This window comes from Streptomyces sp. Edi4 (assembly GCF_040253615.1).
Classification (GTDB): domain Bacteria; phylum Actinomycetota; class Actinomycetes; order Streptomycetales; family Streptomycetaceae; genus Streptomyces.
This window is the reverse complement of the sequence record NZ_JBEJGY010000005.1, coordinates 24704-39352: the sequence shown is the minus strand read 5'-3', so window position 1 is coordinate 39352 and position 14649 is coordinate 24704. Positions and strand designations below refer to the sequence as shown.

The 14649-nt window shown below is 72.0% G+C and carries 17 protein-coding genes; all 17 read left to right on the top strand.

The genetic code is table 11. The features are described 5' to 3' along the window. Positions 1–37: 37 nt before the first annotated feature. The 17 genes from ABR738_RS37295 (at position 38) to ABR738_RS37215 (ending at position 14560) form a co-directional block, all read left to right on the top strand. Entirely contained in the window at positions 38–301 is a 264-nt protein-coding gene (locus ABR738_RS37295; protein ID WP_200719400.1) for a hypothetical protein, read from the top strand. Next, positions 298–2052 (top strand): DUF2637 domain-containing protein, encoded by a 1755-nt coding sequence (locus tag ABR738_RS37290; RefSeq protein ID WP_350234953.1) that lies wholly within the window; start codon positions 298–300, stop codon positions 2050–2052. Before ABR738_RS37295 ends, ABR738_RS37290 begins: the two co-directional genes overlap by 4 nt. Before the next feature lie 357 nt (positions 2053–2409). Continuing rightward, entirely contained in the window at positions 2410–4476 is a 2067-nt protein-coding gene (locus ABR738_RS37285; RefSeq protein ID WP_350234952.1) for a hypothetical protein, read from the top strand. A 125-nt stretch (positions 4477–4601) separates the two neighbouring features. Then, positions 4602–7046, top strand: coding sequence for a DNA translocase FtsK (locus ABR738_RS37280; protein ID WP_502964265.1), 2445 nt, complete (start codon positions 4602–4604; stop codon positions 7044–7046). A gap of 8 nt (positions 7047–7054) precedes the next feature. Beyond that, positions 7055–7360, top strand: coding sequence for a hypothetical protein (locus ABR738_RS37275; RefSeq protein WP_073739688.1), 306 nt, complete (start codon positions 7055–7057; stop codon positions 7358–7360). Between the two features lie 117 nt (positions 7361–7477). Next, positions 7478–8113 carry a hypothetical protein gene (locus ABR738_RS37270; RefSeq protein WP_350234950.1) on the top strand — a complete coding sequence of 212 codons (636 nt, stop codon included), beginning with the start codon at positions 7478–7480 and terminating at the stop codon, positions 8111–8113. A gap of 104 nt (positions 8114–8217) precedes the next feature. Beyond that, a complete protein-coding gene (locus ABR738_RS37265; RefSeq protein ID WP_350234949.1) occupies positions 8218–8961 on the top strand; it encodes a hypothetical protein in 744 nt (247 codons plus the stop codon). Positions 8962–9228: 267 nt separating this feature from the next. Continuing rightward, positions 9229–9657, top strand: coding sequence for an RRQRL motif-containing zinc-binding protein (locus ABR738_RS37260; RefSeq protein WP_350234948.1), 429 nt, complete (start codon positions 9229–9231; stop codon positions 9655–9657). Positions 9658–9677: 20 nt separating this feature from the next. Beyond that, positions 9678–9926, top strand: coding sequence for a hypothetical protein (locus ABR738_RS37255; protein WP_350234947.1), 249 nt, complete (start codon positions 9678–9680; stop codon positions 9924–9926). Continuing rightward, a complete protein-coding gene (locus ABR738_RS37250) occupies positions 9923–10111 on the top strand; it encodes a hypothetical protein (RefSeq protein ID WP_147992451.1) in 189 nt (62 codons plus the stop codon). The genes ABR738_RS37255 and ABR738_RS37250 overlap by 4 nt, the downstream gene beginning before the upstream one ends. Before the next feature lie 139 nt (positions 10112–10250). After that, the gene (locus tag ABR738_RS37245; protein ID WP_350234946.1) at positions 10251–10868 is read left to right on the top strand and encodes a hypothetical protein; all 618 of its coding nucleotides are present in this window, start codon (positions 10251–10253) and stop codon (positions 10866–10868) included. Then, positions 10865–11218: a hypothetical protein gene (locus tag ABR738_RS37240; protein WP_350234945.1), complete on the top strand. Its 354-nt coding sequence runs from the start codon at positions 10865–10867 to the stop codon at positions 11216–11218. Before ABR738_RS37245 ends, ABR738_RS37240 begins: the two co-directional genes overlap by 4 nt. Further along, on the top strand, positions 11215–12213 hold the full coding sequence (locus ABR738_RS37235) for an AAA family ATPase (protein WP_350234944.1): 999 nt from the start codon (positions 11215–11217) through the stop codon (positions 12211–12213). Before ABR738_RS37240 ends, ABR738_RS37235 begins: the two co-directional genes overlap by 4 nt. Continuing rightward, entirely contained in the window at positions 12210–12404 is a 195-nt protein-coding gene (locus ABR738_RS37230) for a hypothetical protein (RefSeq protein ID WP_011039410.1), read from the top strand. The genes ABR738_RS37235 and ABR738_RS37230 overlap by 4 nt, the downstream gene beginning before the upstream one ends. 37 nt (positions 12405–12441) lie before the next feature. Further along, positions 12442–13260, top strand: a complete 819-nt coding sequence (locus tag ABR738_RS37225; RefSeq protein WP_350234943.1) for a hypothetical protein — start codon at positions 12442–12444, stop codon at positions 13258–13260. A gap of 77 nt (positions 13261–13337) precedes the next feature. Further along, positions 13338–14195, top strand: coding sequence for a DUF4097 family beta strand repeat-containing protein (locus tag ABR738_RS37220; RefSeq protein ID WP_350234942.1), 858 nt, complete (start codon positions 13338–13340; stop codon positions 14193–14195). A 119-nt stretch (positions 14196–14314) separates the two neighbouring features. Continuing rightward, complete coding sequence (locus tag ABR738_RS37215) at positions 14315–14560, top strand: hypothetical protein (protein WP_350234941.1); 246 nt, start codon at positions 14315–14317, stop codon at positions 14558–14560. Positions 14561–14649 lie beyond the last annotated feature (89 nt).

The window sequence follows — 14649 nt, the reverse complement described above, 5'->3', positions numbered from 1 at the left end:
CGATTCGCATGGCCAACGCTACCAGCGGGGGTGCCCGGTGAGTACGACCACAGCCCCGGCCCCCGACAAGACGACACCGGACGACACGTACGCGGCGCACAGCCCGCTCGCGGCGCTGCTGGCCACGGTCATCGCCGTCGCCGCCACCGTCCTCGCCCTGTTCGACCTGTTCGCGAACGGCCTGTGGCCCACCTGCCTGCACCTGGCCGTCGGCCTCGCCGTGTTCGGCGCGGTCCGGCTGTGCGTGGGCCTGGCCCTGACCCCGTTCTTCCCGACCGACGACCCGGAGAGCAGCACATGACCGCCGTCGACTTCCGCAAGCCCGACGTGATCCGCCCGGACGGCGACGACGACCAGCACTCCTGGAACGTCCCCGGCCCGGCCGACCACACCGACCACGACCACTACGAGGACCAGGAGCCGGAGCAGGACACCGCCCCGGAGGCCGGCCCCGAGCCGGACGGCGACCCGCGCACCATGCGGCTGCTCGCCATCGTCGCCGGTGTCGGCGGCCTGGTGCTCGCCGGGATCGGCTTCACCGGCTCGTACAACACCCTGCGCCACCTCGCGGAGAGCAAGGGCTTCGGCGCCTTCTCGTACGCGTTCCCGATCGGGATCGACGCGGGCATCCTCGTGTTGCTCGCCCTCGATCTCTACATGATGCGCAAGCGGATGCCCTGGCCGATCCTGCGCTGGACCGCGCACGGCCTGACCGTCGCCACCGTGGCGTTCAACGCGGCCGCGCCGCCGGGGCCGGTGTCGGCCGACCCGCTCGCCGCGTCCATGCACGGCGTCATCCCGGTGCTGTTCATCATCGCCGTGGAGGCCGCCCGCCACTACATCGGCCGGATGGCCGACCTGCTGGCCGGCGAAACCCCGCTCGGGTCGGTCCCGCTGACCCGGTGGATCCTCGCCCCGCTGTCCACGCCGCGCCTCGCTCGCCGGATGCGGCTCTACAACCTCCCGTACAAGGAGGTCGCCGCCCAGCACCAGCAGTTGCGGATCTACCGCGAGGGGCTGCGCCAGAAGTACGACAGCGACGGGCGCTCCTGGCGCAAGGCGGCGACGCCGAACGAGATGCTGCCGTTCAAGTTGGCCCCGTTCGGGTTCAGCGTGGAGCGGGCCCTGGGCGTGCCGCTGGATGAGGAGACCAAGCACATCCAGCGGGCGGCACACGCGGCCGTTCAGCGTGCCGAGGCCGAGATTCAGCGAGTCAAGACCGATGTTCAACTCGGAGAGGCTCGCATTCAAGCGGAGGTCGACAAGATCCGCGCCGAGGGTCGGCTGAAGATCGCCAAAGCCGAAGCGGAACGCGAGGCTCAGGCGGAGATTCAGCGTGCCGAGGCCGATGCTCAACTGCGCGAAGCCAAGCGTCAGCACGCGCTCAAGCTCGCGGAGGACAAGGCCGCGGCCGAAGCGCAGGACCTCGCTGATGAGACCGAGAAGCGCCGCACGCTCTCCCGGATCGAGCGGGAGAAGGTGCAGGCCAGTTGGGGTCTGGAGCAGCAGCAGATGGCCACCGAGGCCACCGAGCAGGAGCGCCGCATCCAGGCCGATTCCGCCGCGCGAGCCCAGCGCGACGAGGTCGCCCGCAAGGCCGGCCTCGCGGAGCAGCAGCAGCGCCTGGCGCTGGCCCTCGCCGGAGAGAAGAAGGCCCTCGAAGAGGCTGCTGAACACGAGCGCAGGGAGGCTGAACAGCGCGCTGCGGCGGTGAACAAGGACCTGGAGGCACAGCGCGGCACCGAGGAGATCGCCCTCTCCAAGGCCCGCACTGAGGCCGCGATCGAGGAAGCCGCTGAGCGCCGGGCGCGTGCGGCTGAACACGAGGCGGCCGCGGTTGAAGCCGCCGCGCTCGCCCGCATGACCCAGGTCGACTGGGACGTGCACCGCGTCGTCGCGATGATCCAGGCCCGGGGCGAGAGCGCGGTCACCGTCCGCGTCATCGCCGACGAGCTGGGCATCTCCACCGGCTCCGCACAGGACCGCAAGACCAAGGCCGTCGACCTCCTCAAGGGAGGCGGCACCGAGGCTCCGCAGCAGGCCGCAGCCTGAAACGGAACCTGATCAACGGGTCCTCCTGGCACCCACGGTCGCCCCTCGCGCCACCCTCTCCGGCACCCGCCGGACGGGGTGGTCGCGGGGGCCGGCCGCGGCCGCCAGGCCGACCGCTTCACCCGCTCCACCCAGCACCATCCGGCCCGGTCAGCGGCCCGGAAAGCACCTTTTGCACCCCCGACCCCGCCGTTTACGGAAAGTAGCGGCGAGGCGAGGCGAAGCGAGGCGACGCGAGGGGGAAACCCCCTCCCAACCCCCTGCTGAGCCCTCCATACGGGGGGTGACGGGGGTGTCCGCCCCCGCGTCGCGTCGCCTCGCTTCGCCTCTCCGCTACGCATTGTGAGGAGATCCGTCGTGGCAGACACCGCGACCGCGCCCCCGGACGCCACCAGCGACAGCACCACCACCGAGGGCACGGACACCGCCGAATACACCGTCGTCAACGAGCCCGAGGCCACCACCGACCCGGCCCCGGACAAGCCGAAGACCAGCCGCGGACGCCCCCAGGCGCTGCCCCTCCTGGTCCACGGAACGAACGCAACCGGAATCGCCGCAGGCATCGCCTACGGCGTCGCCGGAGTGCCCGGACTCATCGCCGCCGGCGCGGCCGGAGCAGCCGTCGGCGTCGCCGCGCTGGCCGGGAAGAAGCGCTCGAAGGTCTCCGCCGCACGCAAGGCCGCTGCCGCGAACCGCTCCGGCGGCGGCTCCGGCCGGGGCGGTGGGGGCGCCGGCAAGGGCGGCCTGCTCGGACGCGGCGGTGGTCGCGGCCGGGGAGGCGGCGGCGCTGCCGGTGGCGGCGGCCGGATGAACGGACGCGGCGGCCGGATGAACACCGGCTCCACCGGGGCCGGGACCAAGAACCGGCCCGGCGGCGGGCGCCACGGCGCAGGCGGCGGAGCCGGGCGCGGTCCCGGCGGGTCGGGCGGCGGCAAGCACGGCCGGGGCGGCGGCGGCCTGGGCGGTCTGCTCGGCAAGGGCAACCGCGGCAAGGGCGGCGGCGGGAACAGCCCCGGCGCCAACACCCCCAAGGGCACCGGCGGCGGCAAGAACAGCCCCGGAGGAAAGGGCGGCGCCGGTCAGCAGTCCCGTACCGGCAAGGCGTGGCAGACCCTCAAGGGCTGGGGCAACAAGATGCGCCGCAACAACGGCGGCGCGAACACCGGCTCGGGCGGCTCCGGTTCCTCCGGCGGCTCGGGCTCGGGCACCGGCGGGAGCGGCTCCGGCTCCGGGACCAAGACCCCCGCCAAGACCCGCCTCGGGCGCGCGCTGCAGAAGATGCGCGGCTGGGCGGGCAAGCTGCGCCGCTCGAAGAAGAAGAGCGGCTCCACCAGCTCCGGCAGCGGCAGCCCGACCACGGGCCGTCTCTACCGGATGCGCCGCGTCGCCGCCCGCAAGCTCGGGCACTGGGCGCGCTGCGCCGGCGCCGGATTCCTCGCCGGACTCGGAGGGCTGCTCACGCTGCCCCTCGGACTCCTGTGGGGCGCCTGGCGTCTGCTCACCCGGCACCGCGACCCGCTCCACGGGTTCGCGTACCCGTTCCGGACCGCCGGACGGATCTGGCGGTTCTTCTTCCGCCGCTCCAAGGCCCGCCATGACAAGGAAGCCAAGGCGGACACGCTCACCCTCAAGGTCAACAACCCGAGGAAGGACACCGATCCCGTGACCGGACCCTCTCTGACCGCTGGCACCACGGTGCTTGACGGCAACACCAGCAAGTTCGCGATGGCCATGCGCGCCGCGCACTCCGCCTACACCGGCTACAGCCCGCGCAGCATGATGGAGGTCGCTGCCGAGTACGCGGGCCTGCCCAACGGCATCCGGGCCGCGGCGCTGGCCGTGCAGCAGATGGCCGTCAACGCCGACCAGAAGTACCCGTGCAGCAAGAAGGCGCTGGCCAAGCTGAGCGAGGCATGCGCGAAGCTGGTCGCCGCCGCCGCCCGCGCGGACGGCATGGTCGCCTTCTTCCGCATGGTCCACGCGTTCGACATCGAGCGGATCGTCGCCCCGAGGACGAACGAGTGGATGTGGAACGTCACCCCGAACGGGGCCGACGCCCCCGAGGGCGCGATGTTCATGCCCGGCCGCATCGAGTCCGGGTGCGTCCTGATGGCCGTGCTCTACCGCACGTTCGAGCCGGTCCACATGATGCAGGTCGGATCCGAGTTCCAGGGCATCGCCTACGGGCTGACCGCCCTGGCCGACTGCGTCCAGGTCCTCTACGAGCGCACCAACGCGCTGTACCCGGTCGACGACCGGGTCACGGACGAGATCGGCAAGCTCGTGTCGATGATCCGGGCGGCGTCCGACGACGCCGACATGGCCGCGAAGCTGTTCGTGGAGGACCACAGCCGCGAGATCAGCCACAACGTCAACCCCCGCAAGGGCCCGGCTGCCGAGTCCATGTGGAACACCCCCCGCTGACCAAAGCGGACCCGCACCACCAGGAGCCGGTGGCCGACCCCGAACCCGGGGCCGGCCACCGGCTCCCTTGCTGCCTATCGCCTTGCTGACCCGCCCCTCGCCTCACCGAACAGGAGACCTTCCCCATGTCGATGCGTCACTGGGACTGGTCGCTGCCCAGCGGCCACACCACCTTCCTCGGATACGCCACTGAGACCGCCATTTCCACGGTGGCGCTCGCCCCGATCACCGGACTGCCCTGGCAGGCCGCCGCCCTCACCCTGGGCGGCGCGGCCGCGGCCGGGACCGTCCACGACCTGCGCGTGGGCACCACGGTGGGCACCCTCACCACCCGCGCCGTCTCCTGGCTGACCGCGTCCGCATGGGCGTCCTGGGCGCTGGCGACCGCGCCGCTGACCTCCACCGGCTGGGCGACCGGCGTGGGCCTGGCCACCATCGGCATCGCCGCGAACGCGTCGGCGAACCGCACCGAGTCCACCCGCTCCGAGCGCAAGAAGCTCCTCAAGCTGCGCCGCGAGTCCGTCGGCATCCTGCGCGACTGGGAAGACCGCATGGCCCGCGTCGCCCGGATCGAGAACTGCCAGGGCAAGGACGTGCAGCACTGGCCCGGCAGGGTCGGCTACACCGTGGAACTGGACCTGCCCTCCGGCGGCACCTCCGTGGACGACCTCAACGGCTACGGCCCGAAGTTCGCCGCCGACCTGCGCCTGGCCGACGGCTGCGGCGTGGAGGTCTTCCCCGGCGCCAACCGCGGCACGATCCTGATCGAGGTCACCCTCAAGGACGTCATCACCGCCGACATCCCCTACCCCGAGGACTACTCCGAGATCAGCCTCACCGAGCGGTTCCCGTTCGGCCTCTACCGCAACGGCGAGTTCGCGCTCGGCAGCCTCTGCAACGACTGCGGCATCCTGGTCGGCGAGACCGACGCGGGCAAGACCAACACCCTGCGCGTGGTCACGGCCCAGCTCTCCCGGATGCCCGACGCCATCATCTGGGCCATCGACACCACCGGCGGCGGCGTCGCCCTCCCCTGGATCACCCCGTGGGCCACCGAGGGCCTGGCGTCCGCGCCGATCGTCGACTGGATCGCGCACACCGATGACGAAGCCCGCCTCATGCTCAAGATGGCCGCCGAGATCATCGCCGCCCGAAAGGCCGGCTACCAGCAGCTGATGCGCGAGAAGAAGTCCGACAACAAGCTCCCCATCAGCGCGGAGATCCCCGGCATCGTCATCATCACCGACGAGACCGCCTCCCTGCCGTACGACATCAAGGAGATGATCGACAAGATCGAGCAGGAGGGCCGCGCGATGCGCGTGCGGATGCTCGTTGCCGCGCTGCGCGCCACGCAGGACGCCATCACCGCGATGATGAAGCTGATGTCGAAGTGGCGCGTCGGCATGACGGTCTCCGACCCGGAAGAGCTCGCCTACCTCTTCCCCGGCTACATCAAGATCGACCCGAAGGACGCGCCCGTCGCCGGGTCCGGGTGGAACATGCACACCCGACTCGGACCGAAGAAGCCCACCGCGATGAAGGTCTGGCGCCTGGTCGACGAGCTGATGGACACGATCTGCGCGGCCACGGCCGGACGGCGCCCCAAGCTCGATGACCTGTCCGCCGGCGTCGACATCGGCGAGCACTACCCGCAGCGGTGGGCGCGCACCCTGCCCGACCTGTACAAGGGGCAGAAGCTCACCGAGTCCGCACAGCACGCCGTCGACAACGCCGGTGAGATCATCGCCGCCGCGACGCTGCTCGCCTCCGACCCGGTCCCGGCCGGCACCGGGGCGGCGGCCCCGGCCGCCGCGGCTGTGGTGCCTGCGGGCTTCGAGGGCTTCGGCGGTGCGGCGGAGCTGTTCGCCGCCGTCACCGCGCAGCTGGACCCGAGCATCGTGCCGGGCGCCGTTCCCGCGGTCCCGGCACAGGCCGCCGCCCCGCAGGCGGCACCGCTCCCCCGCCCCACCCGCCCGGTCGATCCGCGCGAGCTGGGCTGGGAGCTCCTGGTCGCCGCCGGGGCGACCGGCTACACGCCCAAGCTCCTGCACGAAGCCCTCGAAGCGGAGATGCTCAAGCGGGAGATCGGCAAGGCCCCGGCGCCCCGCACTGTCGGCGGCTGGCTCACCAAGTGGGCGGAGGACGACAAGGCCATCAAGGACGACTCCGGGCAGTACACCCGCTACATCGTCCGCGAGGCCGCCGCCCAGCAGCCCAGCACCGCCCCGGCCGCCATGGCCGGACCGGGGACCGCAGCCTTGCCCGAGGGCATCGACGCGGCCCTGGTCCTCCAGGCCATCGACCTGATCGTGTCCACCCAGTTCGGGTCGGCGTCGATGCTCCAGCGCAAGCTGCGCATCGGCTTCGCCCTCGCCCAGAACCTGATGGACTTCCTCCACCAGCTGGGCATCGTCGGACCCTCCGACGGCTCCAAGGCACGCGAAATCCTGGTCTCGACGGACGACCTCGAGGCGACAATGATGAGGCTGGCCGACGAACTCGGCTACACCGCCCGAGACTTGGGCGCGATGGGCCTCGCGGCTGCCGCCGCTTCGCACACCAAGGAGTGACAGTGACCATGGTCGAGACCGCGGATGAGGAGATCGAGCGCCTGGAGGCCGAACGGCACTCCTACAGCGAGACGTTCCGGAACACCTCCGAGACCGACGCTGTCACCCGCGCGCACCTCCAGTCGGAGATGGACCGGCGCACCGCCCGGATCCAGGAACTCCAGCAGCACCAGCCGCTGGGGTTCTTCGCCCGCTGGGGCCTGCGCGGCGCCTCCCTCGCCCTGCTGTGGGGCGCCTGGGAGATCGGCCCGTGGTGGGCGAAGGTCGGCTGCGTCCTGCTCGCCGCGTTCCTCGCCTTCTACAGCCTCGGCTGACCCCTCACCGCCCCGCCTTCGGCCCGACCCGGGCCACCAAGGACCCGCCCCGCCATCCGGCAGGGCGGGTCCTTCGCGTTCCCCACCCACCCTCTTCCTCCCCGCCAAGGAGCACCCGTGGACCCCCGCGACCTCACCCTCACCGAGTACCAGCAAGCCCCGCCCACCCCGCCCGCCACCGGCATGCCGACCGTCGACCTGCCGTACGAGGGCCTGGAGAAGATCTGGGAGCTGTTCCCCGAAGCCCGTCCCGGCGGCCTTCCCGCCCCGGCCCCGCACGCCGCCGCCGGACTGCCCACGGATGAGGCGTACATGGCCCGGGTCTACGACCTGGTGCGCAGGGAGGAAGCCCTCAACTACATCCGCGCCCAGTACCAGCAGGCCGCGCTCGCCCCGGTCCCGGTCTACTCCCAGATCGTGGCCCCGGCTCCCGCCCCGGCGCTGCCGCCCGCCGTTCCGGCCGCCCCGCAGCGCGCGGTGCCGGCCTTCGTGTGGAAGTACAGCGCGATCGCCCTCTCCACCGGCGGCGGCATCGCACTGGCCGGAGTCGGCGTCGGCGCCGCCGCCCCGACCCTCGCGCAGCTGCCCGCCATCCTCACCGCGACCGGCCAGGCCGTGATGAGTGTGGCCGGGCTGTTCGTGCTGGTCTTCCTCGCGCTCGCCGTACGCGGTGCCTCGCGCGGCAGCGCCGGGGGCGGCACCACGGTCAACATCCGCAAGGCGGTCTTCCGGCGCAACAAGTTCCACGGATGAGCCGGGCTGCCTGCCTCGCCCCCGCCCCGCCCACCGGCGCCGGGGACGGGGCAGGCCGCCCGGCCCGCACCAACCGCCCCGTCTCGACAAGGAGCAGCATCACCTTGGCACCCAACGACCCCACCCCGACCGCAGAGAACGACCGCCCGACGACGAAGCCGAAGCAGGCCCGGTTCGCCGAAGCCCGCGCCTGGTGGACCGAGGCGTGGGAAGAAGGCGGCACCCTCCACGAGATGTGGGAGGACGTACGGCGCGCGCCGGACGCCGGATGGCACGGCATGGCCAACTGGATCAAGGCCGTCGCCGCCATCGCCGTGTTCTCGTTCGTCGTCCTCCTCTTCAACGGCGCCGTCGACGTCCTGCTGGACGCCACGCACCGCATCCTCACCGCGGTGCCGGACGTCCAGGTCGGCGACAACACCTCCACCGGCGTGTGGGCCACGATCGACAACCCGGTCCGCTCCTACATCGCCGCCCACTCCGCGGGCCTGCCGATCAGCGCCTCCACCGTCTACACCCTGTGGCAGGTCACCGGCCTGTTCTCCCTGATCGGCGGGTTCATCACCCGCAGCAACGGGATCCGGCTCACCTGGTCGTGCTGGGGGTTCGCGGGCATCGCGATGGTCTGGACGACCACTCCGGATGCCTCGCGCACCGTCGCCACCGCCATCGCCGTCCTCGCGTGGACGGTCGGTTCGGCCTTCGCGATGCGCGGGCTGAACCTGCGCCCGCGCGTGTTCTCGCACGTCACCACCGGCGCCCCGCAGATCACCGTCCAGCCCCAGATCCACGTCCCCGCCCAGCCCGACGGCGGCACACCGGACAACGTCCGCCAGCTCGGTCGCTGATCCGGTCGCTCCGCCTGGCCACCGGCCGCCGCCGCCCGCACCCGGGCGGCCGGCTGCCGGTGACCGGGCAGGCCGACCGGCCTACACGCTCAACCCGCGCCCGCCGCCCCGAACTCGAGGCGGCGGGCGCATCCACGTCACCGACACGGAAGGGTTCATCGTGCTCATCCCCCGGCCCCGCCGCAGGATCGGCCGCCCGCGGCCCACCATCCCCGGCCCCCGCTACCCGCTGCCCCAGCGTCGGCTCCCCGGTTCCTGGAGCAGGTGATGGCCGACCAGGACCAGGACCTGGTCGACGTCGACCCGAACGACCCCGGCGACGGCTCGCTACCGGTCTTCCGGTGGAAGCAGGCCGGACGTACGGAGCTCGCGACCCGCCGCCAACTGCGGGACATGGGGCTGCGCCCCGGGGGCCAGGAGCCCGTCGCCCGGATCGAATGCCGTGGCGGCAAACGCTTTGCGTGGCTGTACCGGATCGACCTGGCGAAGCCGAAGATCCCGATGACCTTCGCGAAGGAAGTCGCGCTCGACAAGGCGATGGCCGCGCGCCAGACCTGCCCCGGCCCCTGCGGCCGGCGCTATTTCCACTGCCTCCCGCTCAAGACCTTGGGGTCCTGCCTGGAGTGCTACGACGGCACGCCCGCCGACCCCGCCAGCTACGTCTCTCCCCTGGCCAAGCACCTGCTGGCCGCATGAACCGAGAGGACACCCGCCCCATGACCACCGCCGTCCGCGCCTCCGCCTTCACCGAGCCCGACCGGCCCAAGGGCCTGCTGATCCGGTTCGTCACCACCGGTGGCAGCTACGTCGACGTGACCGGCTCTGGCGAGCACTCCGACAAGAACCGCTGGAACTGCCACGGCTGCGGCGACGCCTCCCGCAGCCCGGAGCGGGACTACCTGTTCCGCATCCGGCCGGACGCCAACGACCACGCCGCCGCCTGCCGCGCCATCCCGCTGACGTGAGCGCCCGCGACAACGAGGTCCTGGTCCTCGCCTGCGAGGACGACCCCCGTGCCGAAGGCCGCGTCGGCTACGTCCTGGACGAAGTCCCGCCCGGCGAACTGACCGACTTCCGCTGGACCGTGGCCGGGCTCGGACTGTTCATCGGCAACGTCCTGTGCCACGACGACGAACTCGAATGGCTCTGACCAGCGCCGTTCTGAACGCCACCGCCCCCGGCCGGACTCCGGCCGGGGGCGGCGGCGCATCACGGGGCGCCCGCAGCATCGGCAAAGAGGCCGGCCGCCCCACACCCACCCCGAATCCGAGATGAGGAGCACACCCAGCATGACCGATCGCCTCCGCGCCATCGAGGGCCTCGCGCTGACCGCCGCGCTGACCGCCGTCTTCGACGGCGTCCACAGTTTCGGGGACCAGTTCGTGCAGCGGGAGCACGACGCACTGACCAAGGGCATGCACGGCTCCCACCTGGTCTACAAGAACGACGGCTCCCCGGTTGAGGAGAACCCGTGGCGCCACGGCAAGGACGGCCGCAGCTGCACCGCCAGCGCGTACGGCCGCCGCTCGGTGAGCCGACATGTCGCCAGCTACAGCGCCGTGCAGCTCGCTTCGATGCTCGCCGTCACCCGCACCGTCGGTTACCGCGTTCCCGCAGCCGCGCTCCTCACCGGCGCCGCGATCAATGCGATCACCCACGGAATCCTGGACAGGCGCGACCCGCTCCTGTGGCTTGCCGAGAAGGCGGGCAGGACCGGCTACATCAAGCACGCCACGGTCGTACGCAAGCAGGGCGGCGAGGGCACCGCGTACCCCGAGCCGGTCCAGGACGTCTCCGGTCCCGGCACGGCGCTGATGGAGCTGGACCAGTCGGCCCACCGCCTGATCGGGGTGGCCGCCGCCCTGGTCACCACCTGGATCACCCTGCGCAAGGGTGACCGCCGGTGACCCCCGCCGCCCGCATCCGGCTGGAGCGCGTGCGCGCTTCGGCCGGGATCGCGAAGCTCGCCGTCCAGCAGATCGAGGACGAACTGGGCGGTCCGGCCGACGCCGAGTTCCTCGCCGGGCTGCTGCGCGAGCTGTTCGACGAAGCCTTCCCGCAGGACGGCGTCCTCGGCTCGCTCAACCAGCTCCTGACGATGGCCTCCCGCGCCGCCGCGCTCACGCCGCTGGACGGCGAGGACGCCGAATCCGCGGCCTGCGCGATCGAAGAGGCCGCCGCCTACATCGGCGACTCCGCCGGGATGCGCCTGCACCTGGCCACCTCCACCCTCCACCCGCAAGGAGAACGCGCATGAAGACCACCTTCACCGGCACCATGCAGCCGCTCGACACGACCATCCCCGACCCGTCGCTCATCGTGATGATCGGGGCGAGCGGCAGCGGCAAGAGCACGCTGGCGAGCAGCTGGCCCGCCACCCAGGTCCTGGAGCTCGACGCCTTCCGGGCGATGGTCTCGGACCAGGTCGGCGACCAGTCCTCCACCGAGGCCGCGGTCACCGTCATGCACGCCGCGCTCAAGGCCCGCATGGCCCGCCGGCTCACCACGGTCATCAGCGACACGAACACCGACGCCCGCGTCCGCAAAAGCCTGATCGACACCGCCCGCGCCCACGGCGTACCCGTCGTCGCGCTGCTCGTGGCGACCCCGGCCGACGTCTGCGTGCGGCGTCAGGCCGTCCGCGTCCCGGACCGCGCCGTGCCCGAGGACGTCGTACGCCGCCAGCATGCCGATGCCGTCGCCGCGTTCCCGCAGCTGCGCGGCGAGGGCTTCGACCACGTCGTCTTCGCCGACAACATCCACCGCCTGGAGCCGCTCCTCAAGCGGGCCAGCGACGCCCGCCGCCGCGACATGGGCTGGGACGGCGGCGTCGGCCTCGGCTCTCTGCTCCTGGTGCGCCGCGTCTTCGGCCCGGACGTGCTGCCGCTGTGGACCTGGCGCGAAGGCAGCGACTTGGCGGGCGGCGACCGCGTCGGTGAGATCCGCCTCGGCAAGGACCGGCTCGTGCTCGCCCTGCGCACGAACGTCGACGGCGAGGGTGACATCGGCTTCGACCTGCTCGTGTGCTGCCCGTACGACGACGAGTGTGACGCCCGCGCCTGGCAGCCCGTGTACTCGGTGACGGACCTGCTGGTCGCGCACACCAGCGACCGGCCGCACCCGGACGCCGTCTGCCCCGTCCACGGAGGCCCCGACGACGTCGACCAGGAGGCCGACGACCACGACCAGGACGACGACCCCGAGGGCCGCGCGGACCTGGAAGAGCAGTTCGCGGCCGCGGTCCGCGAGTGAGCCGCGCCGCCGACGGTCCGCACCCGCACCCGCTCACCCCGGCCGATCTCCCGGCCGGGGATGAGTGGGCGCACGGGTGCCCGGACTGCCACCTCCCGATCCAGGGCGGAAGCGCCGGCCTCGCCGCGCACCGCCGCACCGTCCACACCAGCGCGGGCGACCCGCGCCGCCAGATCAACATCCAGTTATGAGCGGCCCGGCCGCTCTCACCCCATCACGGAGGCCCGCATGGCCCGCAAGCCCGTCACTTGGTACATCGCCACCCCCGCCGACGGCATCATCGAGATGTCACGCGAGGCCGGGACCCCGGTGAACCTCTCCACCAACGTCGGCAAGGTCATCGACCACCCCAACCCCTGCCGCAACAGGTGGTACGACGAGAGCCGCTTCTCCTACTTCCGGATGGTCAAGCGCGTCGGTGAGGCGCTGGAGGACACCGGCATGTGGCCCGTCACCTGGCCCGTGCGGCTGTGGAGCGTGGAGCCGCTGGGCGAGACCGGTAACTGGAGCCAGCGCTACTACCCCTACCGGCTGCTCTCCCACCAGATCCGCGTCCTCGAGGAGACCGACGCCCACCGCGCGCTCGGTCCCGCCGGCTGCGACGTCCTGAACGTCATCCAGCAGGAGATCCCCGAGCGGGCCGCGCGCTGGGCTGCGGACTGGGACGCCGACCCCAAGGGCATGCGCGACCGGAAGTGGAACTGGGAGCAGTGCGGCGGCCCCACTTGCGGCAGCGGCCGGTGGGCGGACTCCCTCGCCGTGGCGGTCTCGCACAACCGCCGCGAGTCGGCCGCCCAGAGCTGGATCGAGCACCTCGCGCGCAACGCCGTCGACCAGGCCCTCGCCGACACCGACGCCAGCATGATGGCGCGCTGCTACGCCTACGGCCGCGCCACCGGCTGCGCGGTCGCCGCCCAGCACCAGGCCCGCTTCGAGCTGTACGTCCTGGACGCGTTGCGCGGCGTCGGCCTCGACTCCCCGTCCCGGCCGTGGCCGCCTGATCTGCACGAACAGAAAAGGCATCCTCGAAAGATGCCAAATGCTTGAAACGCATCCTCTAAGGATGCATTATTGGCTGTGCGGGGGCCACCCGGCCCCCGCACTCTCCGACCAAGGAGCCTGCCTTGACCACCACTCAGACCTTCACCGCCACCGCCGCCGGCGCCATCTGGACCGACGTCATCAGCCACGTCGGCACGGTCAACGTCACCATCGACCCGACCCTGAAGAACGCGGTCGTCACGGTCAGCACCGGCGACGACGAGGGCCCCCTCGCCGACGCGGTGCGCGGCACCACGAAGAAGGAGAGCACGCACCAGAGCCTCAACTGCCTCACCGTCCGCGTCCCCGAGGTCCAGGGCAACACGATGACGATGGGCAACTCCCGCTTCAGCTTCAACGGCGGCAACATGGTGGTCGGCCAGAACTTCGGCGTCGTCACCGGCTCCGTGACCGGCATGACCATCAGCAACGGCGACGTCATCATCGGCGGCCGCAAGGTCGTCTCGAACGGCCGCGTCGTCGCCGAGCAGGGCACCGTCGTCAGCGGCGGCGGAATGGGCACCATCACCGTCGACGTGAAGCTGCCCAGCGACCAGTCCTCGGTCCGCCTGGAGACCACCAGCGCCGACCTCACCGTCCACGGCGACCTCCAGGTCCTGGACGTCCACTCGATCTCCGGCGACGTCGAAGCCCGCGGCGTGCACACCCTGCGCGGCAACACCACCAGCGGCGACTTCGAGGTGGACCGCGTCGACGCCCGCGTCGACGTCAACTCCGTCTCCGGCGACATCGAGATCGGCGCGTACAACGGCACCGAGTTCCGCGCCAACACCGTCAGCGGCGACATCGACGTCAGCGCGACCCCGGCCGCCAACGGCTCGATCGACGCCAACACGGTCTCCGGCAACGTCACCACGCGCGGCACCAGCCACCTGCGCGAGCGCGTGGGCACCGTCTCCGGCAAGCACCGCAGCCGGTGACGCCCCGGGGCGGCCGCCTCTGGCGACCAACCTTCACCGGCCGCCCCGGGCCTCCCAACCCGCTCCACGAGGAGCAGGGGGCAGAGACATCGTCCCTCGTATCCCACCTGGAGCACGCCATGACCCCCCGCCCCGATGACCAGGCCCGCGCCGAACTGCGGGACCTGGTCGCCCAGGCCAGCGAGCACCGCGACACCGAGCACGAGCGCGTGGAGACCGAGTTCTGGCAGACGATCGACGCCCTGCAAAGCCGCTACCACGGCGCCCAGCAGGACATCGCCGACGCCCTGGACGTCAAGCGCAACCAAATCTTGAGGCAGACCAAGCGCTACCGGTCCGCCGACCAGCCCGCCACCAACGACTGAACCTCCAGGAGCTGTTCCGGCCCCGCTGCCCTGCCGGGCCGGGACGGCTCCACCGTCTGCGCCCCACGGCGACATGACGGGCTTCCCCG

Excerpts from the sequence above, each read along its gene's own strand:
- ABR738_RS37290 (WP_350234953.1), top strand. The coding sequence starts at position 298 with ATGACCGCCGTCGACTTCCGCAAGCCCGACGTGATCCGCCCGGACGGC.
- ABR738_RS37280 (WP_502964265.1), top strand. The coding sequence starts at position 4,602 with ATGTCGATGCGTCACTGGGACTGGTCGCTGCCCAGCGGCCACACCACC.
- ABR738_RS37275 (WP_073739688.1), top strand. The coding sequence starts at position 7,055 with ATGGTCGAGACCGCGGATGAGGAGATCGAGCGCCTGGAGGCCGAACGG.
- ABR738_RS37260 (WP_350234948.1), top strand. The coding sequence starts at position 9,229 with ATGGCCGACCAGGACCAGGACCTGGTCGACGTCGACCCGAACGACCCC.
- ABR738_RS37255 (WP_350234947.1), top strand. The coding sequence starts at position 9,678 with ATGACCACCGCCGTCCGCGCCTCCGCCTTCACCGAGCCCGACCGGCCC.
- ABR738_RS37245 (WP_350234946.1), top strand. The coding sequence starts at position 10,251 with ATGACCGATCGCCTCCGCGCCATCGAGGGCCTCGCGCTGACCGCCGCG.
- ABR738_RS37235 (WP_350234944.1), top strand. The coding sequence starts at position 11,215 with ATGAAGACCACCTTCACCGGCACCATGCAGCCGCTCGACACGACCATC.
- ABR738_RS37225 (WP_350234943.1), top strand. The coding sequence starts at position 12,442 with ATGGCCCGCAAGCCCGTCACTTGGTACATCGCCACCCCCGCCGACGGC.
- ABR738_RS37215 (WP_350234941.1), top strand. The coding sequence starts at position 14,315 with ATGACCCCCCGCCCCGATGACCAGGCCCGCGCCGAACTGCGGGACCTG.